The sequence below is a fragment of the Bradyrhizobium sp. genome, assembly GCF_049519115.1.
Taxonomy (GTDB): domain Bacteria; phylum Pseudomonadota; class Alphaproteobacteria; order Rhizobiales; family Xanthobacteraceae; genus Bradyrhizobium.
The window spans coordinates 76,466-93,039 of record NZ_JBEKRB010000021.1 but is presented as its reverse complement, the minus strand read 5'-3'; the positions used below and the strand labels follow the sequence as shown (position 1 = coordinate 93,039).

Below are 16,574 nucleotides of genomic sequence, written 5' to 3'. Positions count from 1 at the left end.
GGGACCTGATCCGCGGAGGGCGTTATGGCCAGCGGTCATGTGAGCCGCATCAAAAGGCCGAACACATGGCTGCACCGACCAATGCTGCAAAACGTGAAGAAAGCTCTTGCCAACCCGGAGCCGTCCACACGGCCTTTACTGAAAGTATTCTCGAGCATTTTCGTAGGTGGAAAGAAAACATCATTGGTAATCTCACGACGCCAGCGCAACGACCACAAGGACTTCGGCCTTCTGTCGCCCCAGGCTGCGAACCTCATGCGGCGTCTCACCCGCAAAATAGAGACAGTCGCCTTTGTCCATCGTGATATCTTCGCCGTCGAGCTTGATGACAATTCGTCCGCTGACCACGAACAGCATTTCTTCGCCGGCGTGCGAAGCTCTCGGCGCAGATTTGTGCGGAGGGGTCAGCAGAAACGGCTCCATCATCTTGTGCGTACGGCCGACTGCGAGAGCCGACAGACCGAAGGTTCCATCCCTGGTCTGAATGGCTCCCTGTTCGCGCTGACGATAGATCGTGTAGCGCGGCGCCTGAGCCGAATTCGGATCGAACAGATATGACACGCTGACATCAAGCGCCTTCGCGAGACGCAGCAGAGCGGCAATGGACGGCACCTTCAGTCCACGCTCGACGAGGGAAATATATCCCCGCGTCAGGTCGCTCAGGCTGGCCAAACGATCCAGCGTCAAGCCTTTCTCCGTGCGCACGCGCCGAAGATTAAGGCCCAATCCCGTGGTCCGGCTCATATCCAGCAAAGCAAATCTCCTTAACGGGCATTCGCGCCCGTCACCACGTACTGCATCAAACCAGGGACTCACGCTAGAGAGCGCCCGACGGGCGCAGTATCTGTCATTCCGTGGTGCACTCTACCAGAAAACAGACCTGCTGTAATTTTTGACAGTACCGCAGATATTGTGGGCATAGCAGGTCAAAACGCCGTATTACTGCTTAAAAATTCGGCTTTTCGGGCGTCTTCCGGCTTTTGCGTTCGTTGCAGGTTTTTCTGCCCTTGATTTCCTACAGTAAACATGATCGATTTTGAGAGCGCATATGGCGCTTGAAAGGTGAAGGTCATGCCGCAAGCAATGATTGAACACCGTGCTCTCCTGCGATTTACCGAAGCAGGATCCACGATTCCGCTCGCAAAAATCGATGCATTCTTGCCAGAAGCGGGTGCGGATAAACTGTCGATCCCGGCCGCGACCATGTGGTCCAACATTGCCGATTTCGCAGATTTCAACACCGTGTGGGACGCGTGGGTGCCTGCCGCTGCGTCTGCGACGCGGGCCCGCGTGGAAGCCATGCTCGCTAATCCTTCTATGCAAGTCGAGATCGCGCGCGCGCTCAGGCACTGAAATTCAGCGCAAGCAAGAAGTTTCGAAACCGGCATCGGGATCGCCGGACCGGGAACGAGAATTCGCATGGAAATTGAAACCGTTTCTTGACGGAGCGAACATGGCCATTGCAGAAGACTTCAGCACCGTGCGAATCCCCGACGATGCGTCGGGTTTGCGCCGCATCGTGTGGTCGAGCGTCATCGGTACCGCAGTCGAGTGGTACGATTTCCTCATCTATGGCGCGGCGACCGCGCTGGTGTTCAACAAGGTCTTCTTCGCCGCCGGCGACGCGGCGTTGGCGACGATTGCCGCCTTCGGGACCTATGCGGTTGGCTTTCTGGCGCGTCCGCTGGGCGCGGCGCTCTTTGGCCACTTCGGCGACAGGGTCGGACGCAAGGCGATGCTCGCGATCACCATCATGGTGATGGGATTGGGTACGTTTCTGATCGGCCTGTTGCCGACCTATCAGCAGATCGGCGTTGCGGCGCCGGTATTGCTGGTCGTTTTGCGCTTCCTGCAGGGCATCGGTCTCGGCGGCGAGTGGGGAGGCGCCGTGTTGATGGTGGTGGAGAATTGTCCCACGCATAAGCGGGGTTTTCTCGGCAGCATGGTTCAGGTCGGCAATCCCGTTGGAAATCTTGCGGCGATCGGCATGTTCGCGCTGGTTTCGCAACTGCCCGAGGACGACTTCATGACATGGGGGTGGCGTATTCCGTTCCTGATCTCGATTCTACTGGTCGGCGTTGGCCTGTGGATCCGTCTCAGAATGGGGGAGACCGCGGTTTTCCGGGCGATCAAGGCCAAGAATGAAATGGTGAAGATCCCGATTGTCGAAATCTTCAAATATCACCGTCGTCCATTCTTCACCGCGGTGGGCCTCAAGATCTCGGAAATCGCCTATGCGAGCATAGCTGGCGTCTTCATCATGTCCTACGCGACATCGCGCCTTGGACTTTCACGCGGTCTGGTGCTGAACGGCGCCTTCATCGCGTCATTCGTGGCACTGTTCTCGATCCCGCTGTTTGGCTGGCTATCCGACAAGGTCGGCCGCAAGACGATGTTTTATGCGAGCTGTCTGTTCTGCGCGTTATTTGCGTTTCCGATGTTCTGGCTGCTTGACACCCGCGATCCGAACATCGTCATTCTGACCATCGTCGTTGCCATCAGCTTCGGACAGATGGTCATGTTCGGCATCGGCGCGCCGTGGTATTCCGAACTATTTACTGCAAGGCTTCGCTACAGCGGCGCTTCGCTTGGTTTCCAGGTCGGCGCCGCGCTGAGCGGCGGCCTGAGCCCGCTGATCGCGGCTTCACTGATGACATGGGCCGGCGGCGCCACCTGGCCAGTCTCGGTTTTCCTGATCGTCTGCGCGTTGATTACTGCAACGGCGACTTTCGCCGCGCCGGAGATGGCGAACAAGGAACTCACGTGATCCCGACTAAGTGTGTCTCATCTAAAATCACAGCCGCGGCACAATGGGAGGCCAGTGATGCTCGACACGATCAATACTTCGCTCGACAGCCCCGGGGCGGTCGTTCTGGCCTGGACCGGTGTGGTACGCCATCTCCACGTTACGCCTCGCGCTTTTCTGCCGATGCGGGCGATGCCCGAACTGCGGCTGATCGCAGGAAAAGGTATCGAGGGCGACCGCTACATGATCGGGCGGGAAGAGGGCTTCTATTCGCATAGGCCCGAGGAGGGACGGCAGGTTACGCTATTCGAGCATGAGACATTGGTGGCGCTGAAGCGCGACCACGATATCGACCTCGGCCCCGAGGAGCATCGCCGCAACGTTACGGTGGCGGGCGTGCCTCTTACCCATCTCGTCGGACGCCAGTTCTGGCTTGGCGAAACACTGCTGGAGTCGACGCGGCTGTCGATCCCGTGCCGGCATATCGAGGAAATTACCGGCAAGGCGATCTTCGATCCGCTGATCAATCGCTCCGGTCTGAATTGCAAAATACTGAAGGGTGGCACGGTTCGGGTCGGGGATGCCGTACGGAATTTCCAATGATGGTCAAGCCGGTCACGACAATCAAAACTGTCGTTGATACGATCGAGGAAGGCGGGGCGGACATCAAGGTCTTTTCACTGGTCGACCCCGACTATTGGGAACTGCCTCCGTTTCGGCCAGGAGCGCATATCGACTTGCACCTGCCGGGCGGGCCGGTCCGGACCTATTCGCTTTGCAACGATCCCGCCGACAACAAGCGCTATCTCGTTGCCGTCAAGCGTGAGCGGGACGGCCGCGGCGGCTCGGTGAAATTGCACGATGAGATCAGGGTCGAGGATACGATTGGCGTGTCGTTGCCGCGCGGCGGCCTCAGGCTAGATGGGGACTTGACCCACCATGTATTCGTCGCGGGCGGAATTGGCGTGACGCCATTCTTGTCCGCGGCGGCTTTCCTCCGGCACAACAGCCATCCGAACTTCACGCTTCATCTGATGGCGCGCGGCGAGCCGCCGCTCAGATCTTTGCTGGCGCCGTTCGTGAAAACCGGAAATGTTGTCATCCACGACACGGCGCGATCCGGACGGCCGGATATCGGTTCATTGGTCGGCCTGCCGACGCCGGGCTTGGCCGTGGGATGCTGCGGGCCGGAGAGCATGCTCGACGATTTTGAGCGGGCAACACGCGATTGGCCGCGCGAACGGGTGCATATCGAGCGCTTTGTGCCGCCCGCTCTGACTGTCGATCCCAACGTCAAGCCGTACACGCTCGCTCTGTCGCGCTCGAAACTCGAGACTCGCGTCGAGCGCGGTCAAACCATGCTTGCCGCACTTGTCAGTCTGGGCATCGATGTTCCCGCATCGTGCTGCGGCGGGATTTGCGGTTCCTGCAAGGTCGATTGGCTTGAGGGGACACCGGTACATCGCGACCGGGTGCTTTCACCCACCGAGCGAGAGCGCAGCCTGATGGTCTGTGTCGCTGGATCGGCTGAAGAGCGATTGGTCCTCGATCTTTAAGCGCTTAAGCCGCCGCGTCGAATTTGACAACATGTGAGTTGCGAATGGCAACTTTTGGCGCAAAGCGGCCGGTCGCATGATGGGCGTTTATTGAACGGCCGCGGCTGTTGCAAGGGTACGCGACGCGACGTGGCCGAGCTGCGAAAGCAGACAGCCGAGTAATTTGGATCACGTTATGAGCTGCGCAGCCTGTTTTCGGCGGCATCTTGCTGACCGGCAGGTGCAAACGTCACTTTGCCAATCGTAGGTGAAGGAGAGAGAATGTCCCCTCGACTCGGGCCGACTTGTCCAACGACCGCAACGTGCTCGATCTTGCACTCGTCTCAGTTAAGAAGACGTCGGCCCACGTTTTCGAGGACCTTCCAGCCAGCGGAAGAGGCGGCGGCGTGTTAGACAATACGGCCTGGTCTCGACCCGCTTCGTGTGGATTGCCTGCCCCCGTTAGATCGGAAAGATGAGTAATTTCAGCGGCGCCGGGAGATTTTAAGCCCCTTGCGTCTACCAGTTCCGCCACGTCCGCTTTGATCATGGGATCAAATAGTTAGCGCAGTTTTCGAGCCCGGGAAATGAGCCGGGCCGAGCTGCGCCGGCTAAATCTTTGAGCGACCCGGTCCGCCGAGGCAAAGCCTCATTCCCGACACCAGTCCCTGCTTTACGCAACTTCAATGTTGAGGGATTAACACAGGGTTACATGCTCGCTTCCTGCGCTCGCCTTCGTATGCCGTTCCAGGCTTTTGCCGGCATGGTTCTGCTCGCCTGCGCAACGCTTCTTTCCGGCTGTGCCGATATGAGCGATGGGATGACGTCGGCGTTTGCCGATCCCGCCAGATACAATCTCTACAACTGCAAGCAACTGGAGACCGAGCGCAAAACCCTGTCGACCCGAATGGTGGAGTTGCAGGGACTGATGGCGAAGGCGCAGGACGGATTTGCGGGTCCTGCGGTCGCGGAACTCGCCTATCGCAACGATTACATTGCGATACGCGGCCAGAAGAAAAACGCCGATGAAGCATGGGCACTCAACAAATGCGTCGAGAGCCCGCCAGCCAAGACGGCGGAGATGCCGTCTGCCGCGCCTGCGCCCGCCTCGAAATCCGGCCATTCACAGAAGTCAGGTAGCGCGGTTTACTAAAAACCAGCCGCTGAAAGCCGGTCGTGGCGCAACCGCGCCGCTTCAGGCTTGCCAGTTGTAGATCCAGTCCTGGCGCGACAACGTCCGCTTTGGTCCCATCGCCTTGATGACGAGGTTGCGCGTCAGCGCCAGCGGACCTGCCAGATGATAGATCCGGCCCGCCTGCCGCGCACTGCGCTGTAGCCGCATCACGCGCGGCCGGCGCAGCCGCGCATAGCGTTGCAGCGCCGTTGCCAGCGCCGCCGGGCCCTCGTTTTGCCGTTCGCCGACGCATTTGGCGAGCACGGCCGCATCCTCGATCGCCATCGCCGCGCCTTGCGCAGCAAAGGGCAGCATCGCATGCGCCGCATCTCCCAACAACGCGACCGCGCCGTCGGTCCATTGACCGTTACCGGGCAGCGTGAACAGCGCCCATTTCCGCCAGCTGTCGACAGCGCCGATCAGCATCCGCGGAATGGCGTGCCATCCTGCCGTGACGAACGCGGTCTTGATCTCGTTGCCGTCGCCAGGCTCGCTCCAGCCGGGCCTGTTCCATTGTCCGGGCACGACCGCAACCACGTTGATCCGGCGGCCTGCGGAAATCGGATAGGTCACGAGATGGGCCTGCGGCCCCATCCAGAGCTGGACGCGGCGTGAGGTATATTCGCGCGGCAACTGCGTGGTATCGAGGGTGCCGCGCCAGGAGATCAGGCCGGAGAAACGCGGTTGCAGGTCGGGCACGAGATGATGGCGGACCGACGACCAGATTCCGTCGGCGCCGATCAGCGCGACCGCGGGTTCCTCCCGGCGCGTCGCACCGCTGCGCTGGATCACGGTCAATCCTTTGGCGTGGGAGCTGACATCCTCGAACTGGCAACCGAGCCGCAGCTCGATATCGGAACAGCTTTCGACCGCGCTACGCAAGGCGGTTTGCAGATCGGCGCGGTGAATCACCCAATAGGGCGCGGCGGATGGTGTCACCGGGTCGAGCGGGAGGCGGGCGATCTCGCTGCCGCTCACAGCACTCATCAAACAAATGGCCTCGGGCGTCACGGCGCCGGAAAGGTGCGGTCGCAGGCCGAGATCAATCAGGACGCGGCTGGCATTCGGCGAAAGCTGCAGGCCGGCGCCGGCTTCCTCCAGCCGTTCGGCCTTCTCCAGAAGGATGACACGAAAACCTTGCTTCGCCAGCGCCAGCGAAGCCGTTAGTCCCCCGATACCGGCGCCCGCGACGATGATCGTGCGTGAAGCCGCCATCAGTGCCCGCTTTCCGAGTTCGTTGCTCCACCTCAGCGCCCTCTTTCACGAACTTCGGAAAGTCACGGGCACTGACAAACTTGTTAATTCTAGTGCCGCTTGACCATTTGAAGTTCCTGGATCGAATGCGCCGCTTGTTGTGCGGGAACTTCAAATAGCGGCACCAGCCCGATCAGGCGACCTTGTCGGTCAGCACGCATTCCGGCGGGCGGGCCTCGCCGGCCTTCAGATCGGCGGCGTAACGATAGAGCGTCGAGCAATAGGGGCAGATGATCTCGTTGTCGTTGCCGAGGTCGAGAAAAACGTGCGGGTGATCGAAAGGCGGATTGGCGCCGACGCACATGAATTCCTGCGAGCCGATCTCGATAACGGAAACGCCAGCATCGTTATGAAAGTGCGGGACGACATGGTCGGACATCGGATTCACCTCAAATAGCAACAGCAGCAGACGACACCGGCATGAAGTTCTGCCACATCAAAGTGGCGTCACCATAGAGACGGAACCCGTCGATTCCTAGCCCACTTTCCACAGCCCTGACGGAGTGGATTCGAAGCTCGGCGCTGGTTTTGTTCTTACAAATTCGACACAATCTTGTTGTCCCGAGAAGCCCTTCTTTCGTCGGGGCGGTTGTGTCGTAAAAGCGGCATACTATTTCTCCTCTGTGAGGAGCGGGTATTTTTGATGAAACGGCGACGAATCGGTTTGGCACTGGCGGCGGTGACGGTGAGCGGTGCCGCGCTCGTCGCGGTATGGCCGCATGCACGGCAGGCCGGTGCGATTTTGGCGGCGCAGGACGATCCGGTGGAACTGTCCGATCTTCAGGTCGACTCTGCTCTGCGAAATAGCCAAAACATAGTGGCCGACCAAATCGAAGCCGCACTGGCCGTGCACGATACGGGCCTGGCCGCTAGCTTTGTCGACCTCGCCAGGTCCAAGAACATTTCGCTCCCCGACGATCTCGTGCAGCGTGTGAACGAGGCGGTTGCCGAAGAGAACACCACGTCGCATTTTGCCCGCCGCTTTGCCACCGGACTCGTGACCGGAAATGCTGACGATGCCGGCAGTCTCTCTGGGACGGTGGCCGGCGATCTCTTTGTCTTCGGCGATATCCGCGATGTGGTGCGCGAGAGCAAGCATCTGGTGATGGGCGAGGACACCGACCGCCTGGTGCTGGGCCTTGCGGCCGCGGGTCTCGCGGTGACGGCCGCTACCTATGTTTCCGTCGGCGGCGTGGCGCCGTTGCGGGCCGGGCTCACGCTGGTCAAGGATGCCCGCAAGGTCGGACGGCTGGGTGAGGGGCTCACCGAATGGGCCGGCCGGTCCGCGCGCGAGGTGGTCGACACCTCGGTGCTGCAGGATGCCGTTTCGTCCGCCGCCGTGACGCGTCCCACGCAAACCGTCAGCGCGATCACCGCGGCCTTCCGCGCCGAAAAGGCCGGTGGCCTGGTTCGGCTCGCCAAGGATGTCGGACGCGTCAGCGAAAAGGCCGGTGCGCGCGGCGCGCTCGATACGCTGAAGATCGCCGAAGGCCCGGAAGATGTGGCGCGAGCGGCGCGGCTAGCGGAAGCAAGCGGCGGCAAGACGCGCGCGATCCTCAAGCTGCTCGGCCGTGGGGCTCTTCTTTTGGCGGCCGGCGCGTTCAACCTGTCCTGGTGGGTGTTCGGCGCACTGTTCGCGCTGTTTTCGCTGCTGGCCTCGATCAAGGCGACCACCGAGCGGGTGACGCAGTCGGTCATCGATCACGGCAAACGCCGCAGGCTGCGGCGGCAACTCGCCTCCCTTGGCAATCCGATGGCCGGCGCCGCCGTAAACGGCTAATTTCCGAAATCTCCTCACAACACGGAACAAGCGATGCCGAGTTTTCATCACGGCGGTGTTGAAATTTCTTATCTCGACGAAGGCGAGGGCGATCCGATCGTGCTGGTGCACGGATTTGCCTCCAGCAAGAATGTGAACTGGGTCTATCCGACCTGGGTGTCGGACCTGAAGAAAAGCGGCCGGCGGGTGATTGCGTTCGACAATCGCGGTCACGGCGATTCCGGCAAGCTCTACGATTCTGCCGACTATGAGATCGCCATCATGGCGAGCGATATCTCAGCCTTGATGGACCATCTCAAGCTCGATCGCGCCGACGTGATGGGGTATTCGCTGGGATCGCGGATGACGGCGAACCTGGCGCGAACCGAGCCGCACCGGCTGCGCTCGGTCATTCTGGGCGGCATCGGGATCGGTCTGATCGAGGGTGGCGGTCCCGGCGAGAATGTCGCCAAGGCGTTAGAGGCGGATTCGCTTGATGAGGTGACCGATCCGGTTGGGCGGACGTTCCGTGCCTTTGCCGACCAGACCCGGTCCGATCGCAAGGCGCTAGCGGCATGCATGCGCGGGTCGCGCCGCCTGATGACGCGGGAGCAGGCGGCCGAAATCGCCGTCCCCGTGCTGATCGCGGTCGGCACCTCAGACGAGATCGCGGGCTCGGCGCATGCGCTCGGCGGCATCATTCCGGACGCGGAAGTTCTCGACATTCCCAATCGGGATCACATGCGCGCGGTCGGCGACAAGGTCTACAAGGCGGGCGTGCTGGATTTTCTGTCACGCCGCCCGTGATGGTTCGCGGTCTTTCCGGCGCTTCAGTACCGCGATCATGATTGCAAAGGTCGTAATCCAGACCAGACGCGAGCCGTAGCGATCGTGCGCGCCCGATATGATGCCGCAGACGGCGGCATTGCCGAGCAACGCGAGAGCGACGGTCGCCACCAATAACGTCACATCGTCGGCCCGCCGCCTGAACAGTGCGGCCATCAGCATGGCAAACACCAGCGCGGTGGAGATCAGCGCCACCGGGACGTGGATCAGATTGATCGGACCAAAGGTGAGAAAGCTCTTCTGCTGACGCGCGGCGTCTACGACTTTCAACTGCCGTTGCAGAAATTCCCGGAAGACGCCGTAGGTATGCATCATCGTCGAATGGTCGGTATTCTCGCCGGTGGCGACCTCGAGCATCTGTTCGCCGGTCGCGAGCAGCGCCTCTTCGGCCTGCCACAGCGGATATTCGGTCAGTGCGTGGGTGGCGATATATCCCATCTCGTCGTTCATGCCGCGAAAGCGACCGAGCTTGTTGAATACGCTCTCGCGGCTCCAGAGGAAATCGTCCGCGGTTTCCGGCAAAGCATCGCGATAGGGACACAACTTGAAATGCTGCGTCGGGCAGTGATCGTTCAGGTAGCGCGTAACGATGCCGTCCTGAAGCATGCGCGCAAACACGATCGAATAGCCGCCGGGCGTCCATGCCACTTGTCCGGATAAGGCGAAATTGGCTGACAGCAACATGAAGGCGCCGGCAGCGATCGTCAGCGTTCCCTGCATGAGGTGGGAGGCGGAAATCCGCTCCCGCAGCAACGGTCGCGCAATCCATCCTAAACAGCACAGTCCCAAAAGCATGGCCATCGTTGCGCTGTGGGTCGCGGCCGAGAACGCGGTAAAGAGGAACAGCGCGGCCTTTTCGATTCCGGAAACCTTGTCGCCGTGAAGCACGAGAAGAAACAACGACAGGACTGAGAGACCGGCAAAGATATCGGTGAGCAGCATGCTGGTTAGCCACGGCAGCGCCGTGGTCAGGGTCAGCACTAGGCTCAGGCCGAACAGCCGCCTTGGTTTGGCGAGGCCAAAGACGCGCAGCGTGAGCTGCAGGATCCATATCGTCGCGAGCGCCTGGATCGCCAGGTTAAACCAAAAGTAGCTGTGTTCGCCGTAGTGGAGATAGAGGCCAAAGACGGTCGACCGGCTGGGGACCAAGTAGCGTTCATACCAACGCGCCAGATAGCCGCCGGTATCGGACTGGAGCAGGGGGTAGCCGTTCCAGAGCGCCGGGGTGAGCAACATCAAGGGGATCGCAGCGGCAATCACCCAGACCCATGGCGGGTTCGCGGCGCGATCAGGCAGGGAGGGTGTGGTGATATCTGCCATTTCGCCCCCAACCATGCCCAAAGACACAATGGGCCGGAAATCACCAATTGGTTGGCTTGATTTATACCAATGGCCAACCAATTTTGTCCAAACGGGGCCACCAATCCGGTATTTGCTTCTATATACCGGCGTTCACCTTGGTGTGAGGGTAACGGGACAGCGAGGGGGGAACCATGCTAGAATGGCGCAGAATGTTAGCCGATTATCCTGACCACAGAACCGTTTGCGGGCGACGCCTATGATGAAGCATCAGACCAATCCGCAAGGCGGCACGAAGCTTGCCGCGCTCGATCCGATCTGGGACCGGGTGCGGACCGAGGCCGAGGACATCGTTCGCCGGGAGCCGGAACTCGCCTCGTTCATCTATTCGACCGTCTTGCACCACGATCGGTTGGAACAGGCGGTCGTACACCGGATTGCCGAGCGTCTCGACCATTCCGCGTTGTCAGGCGACCTGATCCGTCAGACCTACGACGAGGCGCTCCGCGACGTTCCCGATCTCGGCAATGCCTTCCGCGCCGACCTGGTCGCGGTTTACGACCGCGATCCCGCGACCTTGCGCTTCATCGACCCGTTGCTCTATTTCAAGGGTTTCCATGCCTTGCAGACCCACCGTCTCGCGCATTGGCTGTTCAAGCGCGGCCGCAAGGATTTTGCCTATTACCTCCAAAGCCGTTCGTCGGCGGTGTTTCAGACCGATATCAATCCGGCCGCGATCATCGGACGCGGCATCTTCCTCGACCACGCCACCGGCTTTGTGTGCGGCGAGACCGCTGTGATCGAGGACGATGTCTCGATCCTGCATGGTGTCACGCTGGGGGGAACCGGCAAGGAGAACGAGGATCGCCATCCGAAGATCCGCCACGGCGTACTGATCGGCGCGGGGGCCAAAATTCTCGGCAATATCGAGATCGGCCATTGCGCCAGGATCGCTGCCGGCTCGGTGGTCGTGAAGCCGGTTCCGCACAATGTGACGGTGGCGGGTGTTCCGGCCAAGATCGTGGGCGAGGCCGGCTGCGCCGAACCTTCGCGCACCATGGATCAGATGATCAACGCGATCGGACTTTGAACGTCATTGCTGGGCACGGGATGTGAGCGGTGGATTTCGTGTGGGCAGGGGTTCTGGCAGTTTTGCAGTTGGCCCGATGCGCGGCTATAAGCGCCCCGGGAACTGACTGGTCATAGTGCTGGCGGTTCCCGCTCTATCGTCCTAAAATTTGCAAAGACCTTTGAATTCGGAGACTGCCGTGGACGTTCAGGAAGTCAGGAAACTCGACGCCTACCTCAAGCGCCTGTTCGGCAACCCCAAGATCCGCGTGGTGCCGCGGCCCAAGAAGGACGACTCCGCCGAAGTCTATATCGGCGAGGAGTTCATCGGCGTTCTCTTTGTCGATGACGAAGACGACGATCGATCCTTCCAGTTCCAGATGGCGATCCTGGAAGACGATCTCGTCGAGCAGGGCTGACAAAGCCGATCTCGAACGTCTTTAGAGCCTGTTCGGTTCTGATTAAGTCAGAACCGGTCTCCAGTCTTGTTTTGACGCGTTTTCTACCGCAGATAAGTCTACGCAATCTGCGTAAACTTGATTGCTGTGCGAACCGGTTCCCACTTCGCTCGAAAACGCTTCGGCCTGTTATTTCTGACTGTGCAGTTGCTGGGTCAGGCGATCCATCGCGTCTGCCACCTCGTGCCAGTGCGCGAGCCAACTGCGTGGAAAGCGAAACGTCAGGTCGGCCCCCTCGATGCGGCGTTCGCTCAGGCACATGCCCGGAGTGGCCGTCTCGCGGCTACAGCGCGCGATGAAATCGGGTGTAACAGCGGAAAACAAATCTTCCCCGCTGTAGGGCGAGCCTTCGCGAAAGGAGCGCATCGTCAAACCGTCTTCTCCGACCGTGGCTGCAGAATCGAGATAGCGTGGAAAGATGGTGCGAACGCGGACGTCCGGCGCCAGCGCGTCATGATGGGCCGCGATCGACACGAAAATCCGGTCGATTGGCTGCATGGCGTCGTCCACATCGGCCGCGGTGACATGCTTTGGGGCTTCGGGAGGTTCGAGCGAGGGATAGGCGAAGTTGAGATCGATCCGTTCCTGCGGCCCGGTGTGGTGCTGGATTTTCATCCGGATCGATCCGGAAGGCACGTTGAACAGCGTTGAGCCGACGCTGACCGGTAGCCGCGCCGGGCCACTTACCGGGTCTATCTCCCAGGTCGGCCATAGCAGATAGGCGACGAACGCCAGCGCAGCCACGGCAAGGGCGCCCCCTGAGAGGATCGGAAGCAAATGGTTGCGCCAGTCCTTGCCAGTGGTGCGCGCGACGGTCTGGGCTGAAGTAATGAATGTCATGAACACAAGCGTGGGGCGGGAGTTGACGGACGAATCAACGTCAAATATGCCACGCAGCATCGGGCTTCCGTATGGTTTTACGGCGCGGCGTACGGCGCGAGCCATGTCTGCGCCGCGGTTCCCGGCACTGCGGTTAACCTTTCCTTAAGGATGTTGTGGCGGCCAGCAGCCAATTTTGCGAAGGGAAGGGCGCCTTCAGTTGTCGCGTGGATGAGCCCAAAATGTCGCCGGATGCGTTGAATTCCCTGTTTTCCCTTTGCATCGGTTTTGCGCTTGCGGGCGCGCTGACATCGGGATTTCAGGCGGCCGTGCAGCGGCCCGCCGGCTTCGGGCTGCTCCAGGAGGGCGTTGCACCAAGCACCTTTGCGGCGGTGCCATTTCTGGTGTTCGCCGCCCCCTTCATCATTATGCGCAACACGCTGCGCGGTGTGCAGATCGAGAGCCGCCGTTTCGAATTCGTGATGATGGCGACCGTGCTGGCAGGCTTTTGGAGCCTGATGTCCGGCACCTTTTTTCTCATGACGCTCCGCGCCGCCGGCCTGCTGGCCTGAGGTTTTTGTTTTGGCGCGTTTTCGTGACGCGAACCGCCGCCCACCCTCCGATCAAGTCCGAGGGCATGCTTCGCTTGAAAACGCTTTGATCGCCGTGCCATGGTCTCCTTCAAAGGAGACTATCTTTCCATGGCGATCTATGAACTCGACGGGCAGGCGCCCGACCTTCCCCAAAGCGGCAACTATTTCATCGCCGATACCGCCGCCGTGATCGGCAAAGTCCGTTTGCTGGAAGGCGCGAGCGTCTGGTTCGGCGCGGTGTTGCGCGGCGACAATGAGTGGATCGAGATCGGCGAGGGTTCCAATGTGCAGGACAACTCGACCTGCCACACCGATCCCGGATTTCCGCTCGTCATCGGCAAGGATTGTACCGTCGGCCACAATGTCATCCTGCACGGCTGCACGCTCGAAGACGGCGCGCTGGTCGGCATGGGTTCGATCGTCATGAACGGAGCGAGAATCGGCCGTGGTAGCGTGGTTGGCGCCGGCTCTGTTATTACCGAGGGTAAGCAGTTTCCTGAAAATTCCCTCATCATCGGCTCGCCGGCACGTGTGATCCGCACGCTGACGCCTGAGCAAGCAACCGCAATGGGGCGCGCGGCGAAGTCATATCAGCGTAACGGGCCGCGCTTCAAAGCTGGGCTGAAGAAAATCAGCTAGTGTGGCGGTTCAGAAGTCCGCATCATTATCGTCGCAAGTTCGTCATGCGGACTTCTGAACCAAAGCCACACTAGATCAATAGGTTTGCTAGTGTCCTTTCGATTCCGAAGTTCGCAATGTGGCTCCGTAAAATGCTACGAACTTCGGAATCGGGACACTAGGCCGCGCCGGCATTCTCACCATCACGATCTGGTTTTTCGCGGCGTCTTCGCCGACTTGTTTTTCTTGTCGGGCTGCGCCGCCAGACGCGCACTTTTGCGCAAGGCGTCTTTCAGGTCGATGGGAATGCCGTGCTTCTTCAAGAGGTCGGCAAACGCCTCGTCGGCCAGTTCCTGGAACGTCCCCATCCGGTCCCGCGCCAGCTGCTTGAGCTTGTCGAAGGTGTCGTCGTCGAAGGCGATCAATTTGCGCATGCCTGAATATCCTGGACATCGATCCGTTTCGCTAAAGCGCATTTTATTTTCCACCCCGCAACCGCCAATGCTCTCATCGTGCACGATGGCGCTCGCACGCCGGTCGCGCAGAAGTGAGGGTTTTGCTCGGGCATTTCGTCGCGGTCATCGCCACATGAGGGAACGGGATTGTCGCAAACGCGTCTTCGTTTGCGGGGTTGGGTTATCATCCAGGAGGGATACATGTTGCGTAAAACAATGATCGCGCTCTGCACGGTGGCGTCTGTCGCCATGCTGGCGCCCGGCCTCGCCTTGGCCCGCGGCGGCGGCGGCGGAGGCGGAGGTGGTGGTCACGGTGGCGGAGGCGGTGGTTTTGGTGGTGGCCATGGCGGCGGTTTCGGCGGCGGCGGGTTCGCAGCGCGAGGCTTTAGCGGCGGAGGTAACTTCGGCAATAGTTTTGCGCGCGGTGCGGCAGTCGGCGCTGTGGCCGGTGTAGGCGCGGTTCAAGGCGGCCGATTTGCAAACGGCGCCGGGTTCAATCATGGCGGCTTTAACCATGGCCGTTTTGACCATGGCCGGCGTTTCTTTGCCGGCGGCTTCGGTGGCTACTATGACGGTTATTGGGATTATCCAGACTACGCCTACGACGATTCCTACTATGGCGGTGACTCTTACTATGACAACGGCAGCTGCTACGTGGTGCAGCGGCGCGTTCATACGTCATATGGATGGCGCGTGCGGCCGGTTCAGGTTTGCGGCTGATTTGTCGGGGCAGCCTCGTCTGCTCTGAAAGAACAACGGCTCCGGTGTTTCCACCGGAGCCGTTTTTTGTGGGAAGATCGGTGCTGATCAGCCGAGCACTTTGTATTTCTTGAACCAGGCCTGCATCGAGTTCCAGCCGTCTTCCGCCGCTTCCTTGCGGTAGCTGGCGCGATAGTCGGCGTGGAAGCCGTGCGGGGCGTCCGGATAGATCTTGAATTCGGCCGGCTTGTTCGCTTTCGCCAGCGCCGCCTTCAGCCCCTCGACGGTATCGACGGGAATGCCGGTGTCTTTCTCGCCGTAAAGTCCGAGCACCGGCGCCTTCATGTCAGGCGCAAGCTGGGTCGGGCTTTTCGGCCAGAGCGGGTTCGCCGGATCGACCGGAGGTCCGTAGAAGGAAACGCCGGCCTTCAGTGCTGTGCTGTGCGCGGCAAACTCCCACACCGTGCGGCCGCCGCGGCAAAAGCCGATGATGCCGAGCCGGTCGGTGTTGCCGCCTTGCGCCTTGGCCCAGGCCACCGTGCTGTCGAGATCGGACAGCAACTCAGCGTCAGGCTTGGCATTGACGATCGGCAGAAGCTGCGGAATGTCGGTGATCTTGGTGAGATCGACGCCCTTGCGGTAGTAATAATCGGGCGCAACGGCGAGTGCGCCGAGCTTGGCCAGACGCCGCGTGACGTCCTTGATGTATTCGTGCAGGCCGAAGATCTCCATCGCGACCAGAATGACCGGCGGATTGGCGACGCCTTTCGGGCGCGCGAAATAACCGGGCATTTCGCCGTCGGCGACCTTGATCTTGATGTCGCCGGCATCAAGGCCGTCGGTAGAGGTCGTGATCACGTCGGCCCGCACGGGGCCGGCGGCAAGCGTATAGCCGGCCGCGACGGCGGCGGATGCTGTCATAAAGCCACGCCGGGAGAACGGAGCAACCTTGGTCAGTCCGATGACATCGGGCGTCTGCTGGGTGTGGACGTTCATTTAGGATTCCTCATCGATGGTGGCAAATTAGACACCAGCATCCAGCCGATATTCCATCGGCGATGCAAGTCACCAGCATGAGAGAAGCAATACGGCGCCATCTTGCACCGCAAAAAACAAGGCCGTCGGCGGAGTATTGACGCCCACGGCCTTGCCAGCCCCGGATATTAAATTGGCTTGCGCCATCCGGCATCAACACCATGCCCCAAGTGGCCGCCGGCGGATGTGAGCTAGCTCACAAAGCCCATAAAAAAG

The 16,574-nt window shown here is 60.5% G+C and carries 19 protein-coding genes; 12 read left to right on the top strand and 7 right to left on the bottom strand.

Annotated features, from left to right (window positions below; all coding sequences use genetic code 11):
* Positions 1–192: 192 nt before the first annotated feature.
* A complete protein-coding gene (locus ABSE61_RS17840; protein WP_423872449.1) occupies positions 193–744 on the bottom strand; it encodes a helix-turn-helix domain-containing protein in 552 nt (183 codons plus the stop codon).
* Between the two features lie 327 nt (positions 745–1,071).
* On the opposite strand from ABSE61_RS17840, the gene ABSE61_RS17835 reads away from it, so the two are divergent.
* The 5 genes from ABSE61_RS17835 to ABSE61_RS17815 all read left to right on the top strand — a co-directional run bounded on the left by ABSE61_RS17835 (position 1,072) and on the right by ABSE61_RS17815 (position 5,434).
* Positions 1,072–1,353, top strand: coding sequence for a Rid family hydrolase (locus ABSE61_RS17835; protein ID WP_423872445.1), 282 nt, complete (start codon positions 1,072–1,074; stop codon positions 1,351–1,353).
* A gap of 100 nt (positions 1,354–1,453) precedes the next feature.
* Complete coding sequence (locus ABSE61_RS17830; RefSeq protein WP_423872444.1) at positions 1,454–2,767, top strand: MFS transporter; 1,314 nt, start codon at positions 1,454–1,456, stop codon at positions 2,765–2,767.
* Positions 2,768–2,824: 57 nt separating this feature from the next.
* Positions 2,825–3,349: an MOSC domain-containing protein gene (locus ABSE61_RS17825; protein ID WP_423872443.1), complete on the top strand. Its 525-nt coding sequence runs from the start codon at positions 2,825–2,827 to the stop codon at positions 3,347–3,349.
* On the top strand, positions 3,346–4,302 hold the full coding sequence (locus ABSE61_RS17820; RefSeq protein WP_423872442.1) for a PDR/VanB family oxidoreductase: 957 nt from the start codon (positions 3,346–3,348) through the stop codon (positions 4,300–4,302). Before ABSE61_RS17825 ends, ABSE61_RS17820 begins: the two co-directional genes overlap by 4 nt.
* 691 nt (positions 4,303–4,993) lie before the next feature.
* Positions 4,994–5,434: a hypothetical protein gene (locus tag ABSE61_RS17815; RefSeq protein WP_423872441.1), complete on the top strand. Its 441-nt coding sequence runs from the start codon at positions 4,994–4,996 to the stop codon at positions 5,432–5,434.
* 42 nt (positions 5,435–5,476) lie between these two features.
* Here ABSE61_RS17815 and ABSE61_RS17810 read toward each other — a convergent pair whose 3' ends face one another.
* Positions 5,477–6,670: an FAD-dependent monooxygenase gene (locus ABSE61_RS17810; RefSeq protein WP_423872440.1), complete on the bottom strand. Its 1,194-nt coding sequence runs from the start codon at positions 6,668–6,670 to the stop codon at positions 5,477–5,479.
* 172 nt (positions 6,671–6,842) lie between these two features.
* The gene (locus ABSE61_RS17805; protein WP_423872439.1) at positions 6,843–7,088 is read right to left on the bottom strand and encodes a zinc-finger domain-containing protein; all 246 of its coding nucleotides are present in this window, start codon (positions 7,086–7,088) and stop codon (positions 6,843–6,845) included.
* Positions 7,089–7,352: 264 nt separating this feature from the next.
* Here ABSE61_RS17805 and ABSE61_RS17800 point away from each other — a divergent pair, with 264 nt between their 5' ends.
* Entirely contained in the window at positions 7,353–8,489 is a 1,137-nt protein-coding gene (locus ABSE61_RS17800; RefSeq protein WP_423872438.1) for a hypothetical protein, read from the top strand.
* A gap of 33 nt (positions 8,490–8,522) precedes the next feature.
* Positions 8,523–9,275 carry an alpha/beta fold hydrolase gene (locus ABSE61_RS17795; protein WP_423872437.1) on the top strand — a complete coding sequence of 251 codons (753 nt, stop codon included), beginning with the start codon at positions 8,523–8,525 and terminating at the stop codon, positions 9,273–9,275.
* On the opposite strand, the gene ABSE61_RS17790 is transcribed toward ABSE61_RS17795, so the two are convergent.
* Positions 9,261–10,634 (bottom strand): hypothetical protein, encoded by a 1,374-nt coding sequence (locus ABSE61_RS17790; RefSeq protein WP_423872436.1) that lies wholly within the window; start codon positions 10,632–10,634, stop codon positions 9,261–9,263. The genes ABSE61_RS17795 and ABSE61_RS17790 overlap by 15 nt on opposite strands.
* A gap of 238 nt (positions 10,635–10,872) precedes the next feature.
* On the opposite strand from ABSE61_RS17790, the gene cysE reads away from it, so the two are divergent.
* Positions 10,873–11,703 (top strand): serine O-acetyltransferase, encoded by an 831-nt coding sequence (gene cysE / locus ABSE61_RS17785; protein WP_423872435.1) that lies wholly within the window; start codon positions 10,873–10,875, stop codon positions 11,701–11,703.
* Between the two features lie 178 nt (positions 11,704–11,881).
* A complete protein-coding gene (locus ABSE61_RS17780) occupies positions 11,882–12,100 on the top strand; it encodes a DUF3126 family protein (protein WP_079543740.1) in 219 nt (72 codons plus the stop codon).
* 168 nt (positions 12,101–12,268) lie between these two features.
* Here ABSE61_RS17780 and ABSE61_RS17775 read toward each other — a convergent pair whose 3' ends face one another.
* The gene (locus ABSE61_RS17775; RefSeq protein ID WP_423872434.1) at positions 12,269–12,979 is read right to left on the bottom strand and encodes a hypothetical protein; all 711 of its coding nucleotides are present in this window, start codon (positions 12,977–12,979) and stop codon (positions 12,269–12,271) included.
* 221 nt (positions 12,980–13,200) lie between these two features.
* On the opposite strand from ABSE61_RS17775, the gene ABSE61_RS17770 reads away from it, so the two are divergent.
* Entirely contained in the window at positions 13,201–13,530 is a 330-nt protein-coding gene (locus ABSE61_RS17770) for a DUF6949 family protein (RefSeq protein WP_423872433.1), read from the top strand.
* A gap of 129 nt (positions 13,531–13,659) precedes the next feature.
* Positions 13,660–14,190, top strand: coding sequence for a gamma carbonic anhydrase family protein (locus ABSE61_RS17765; protein ID WP_423872432.1), 531 nt, complete (start codon positions 13,660–13,662; stop codon positions 14,188–14,190).
* Positions 14,191–14,372: 182 nt separating this feature from the next.
* Here the strand turns inward: ABSE61_RS17765 and ABSE61_RS17760 are convergent, their stop codons facing one another.
* Positions 14,373–14,603, bottom strand: coding sequence for a hypothetical protein (locus ABSE61_RS17760; protein WP_423872431.1), 231 nt, complete (start codon positions 14,601–14,603; stop codon positions 14,373–14,375).
* Positions 14,604–14,825: 222 nt separating this feature from the next.
* Between ABSE61_RS17760 and ABSE61_RS17755 the strand changes: the two genes are divergently transcribed.
* Positions 14,826–15,344 (top strand): hypothetical protein, encoded by a 519-nt coding sequence (locus ABSE61_RS17755; protein WP_423872430.1) that lies wholly within the window; start codon positions 14,826–14,828, stop codon positions 15,342–15,344.
* 87 nt (positions 15,345–15,431) lie between these two features.
* Here ABSE61_RS17755 and ABSE61_RS17750 read toward each other — a convergent pair whose 3' ends face one another.
* Positions 15,432–16,244 (bottom strand): dienelactone hydrolase family protein, encoded by an 813-nt coding sequence (locus ABSE61_RS17750; protein ID WP_423872448.1) that lies wholly within the window; start codon positions 16,242–16,244, stop codon positions 15,432–15,434.
* Between the last annotated feature and the right edge of the window lie 330 nt (positions 16,245–16,574).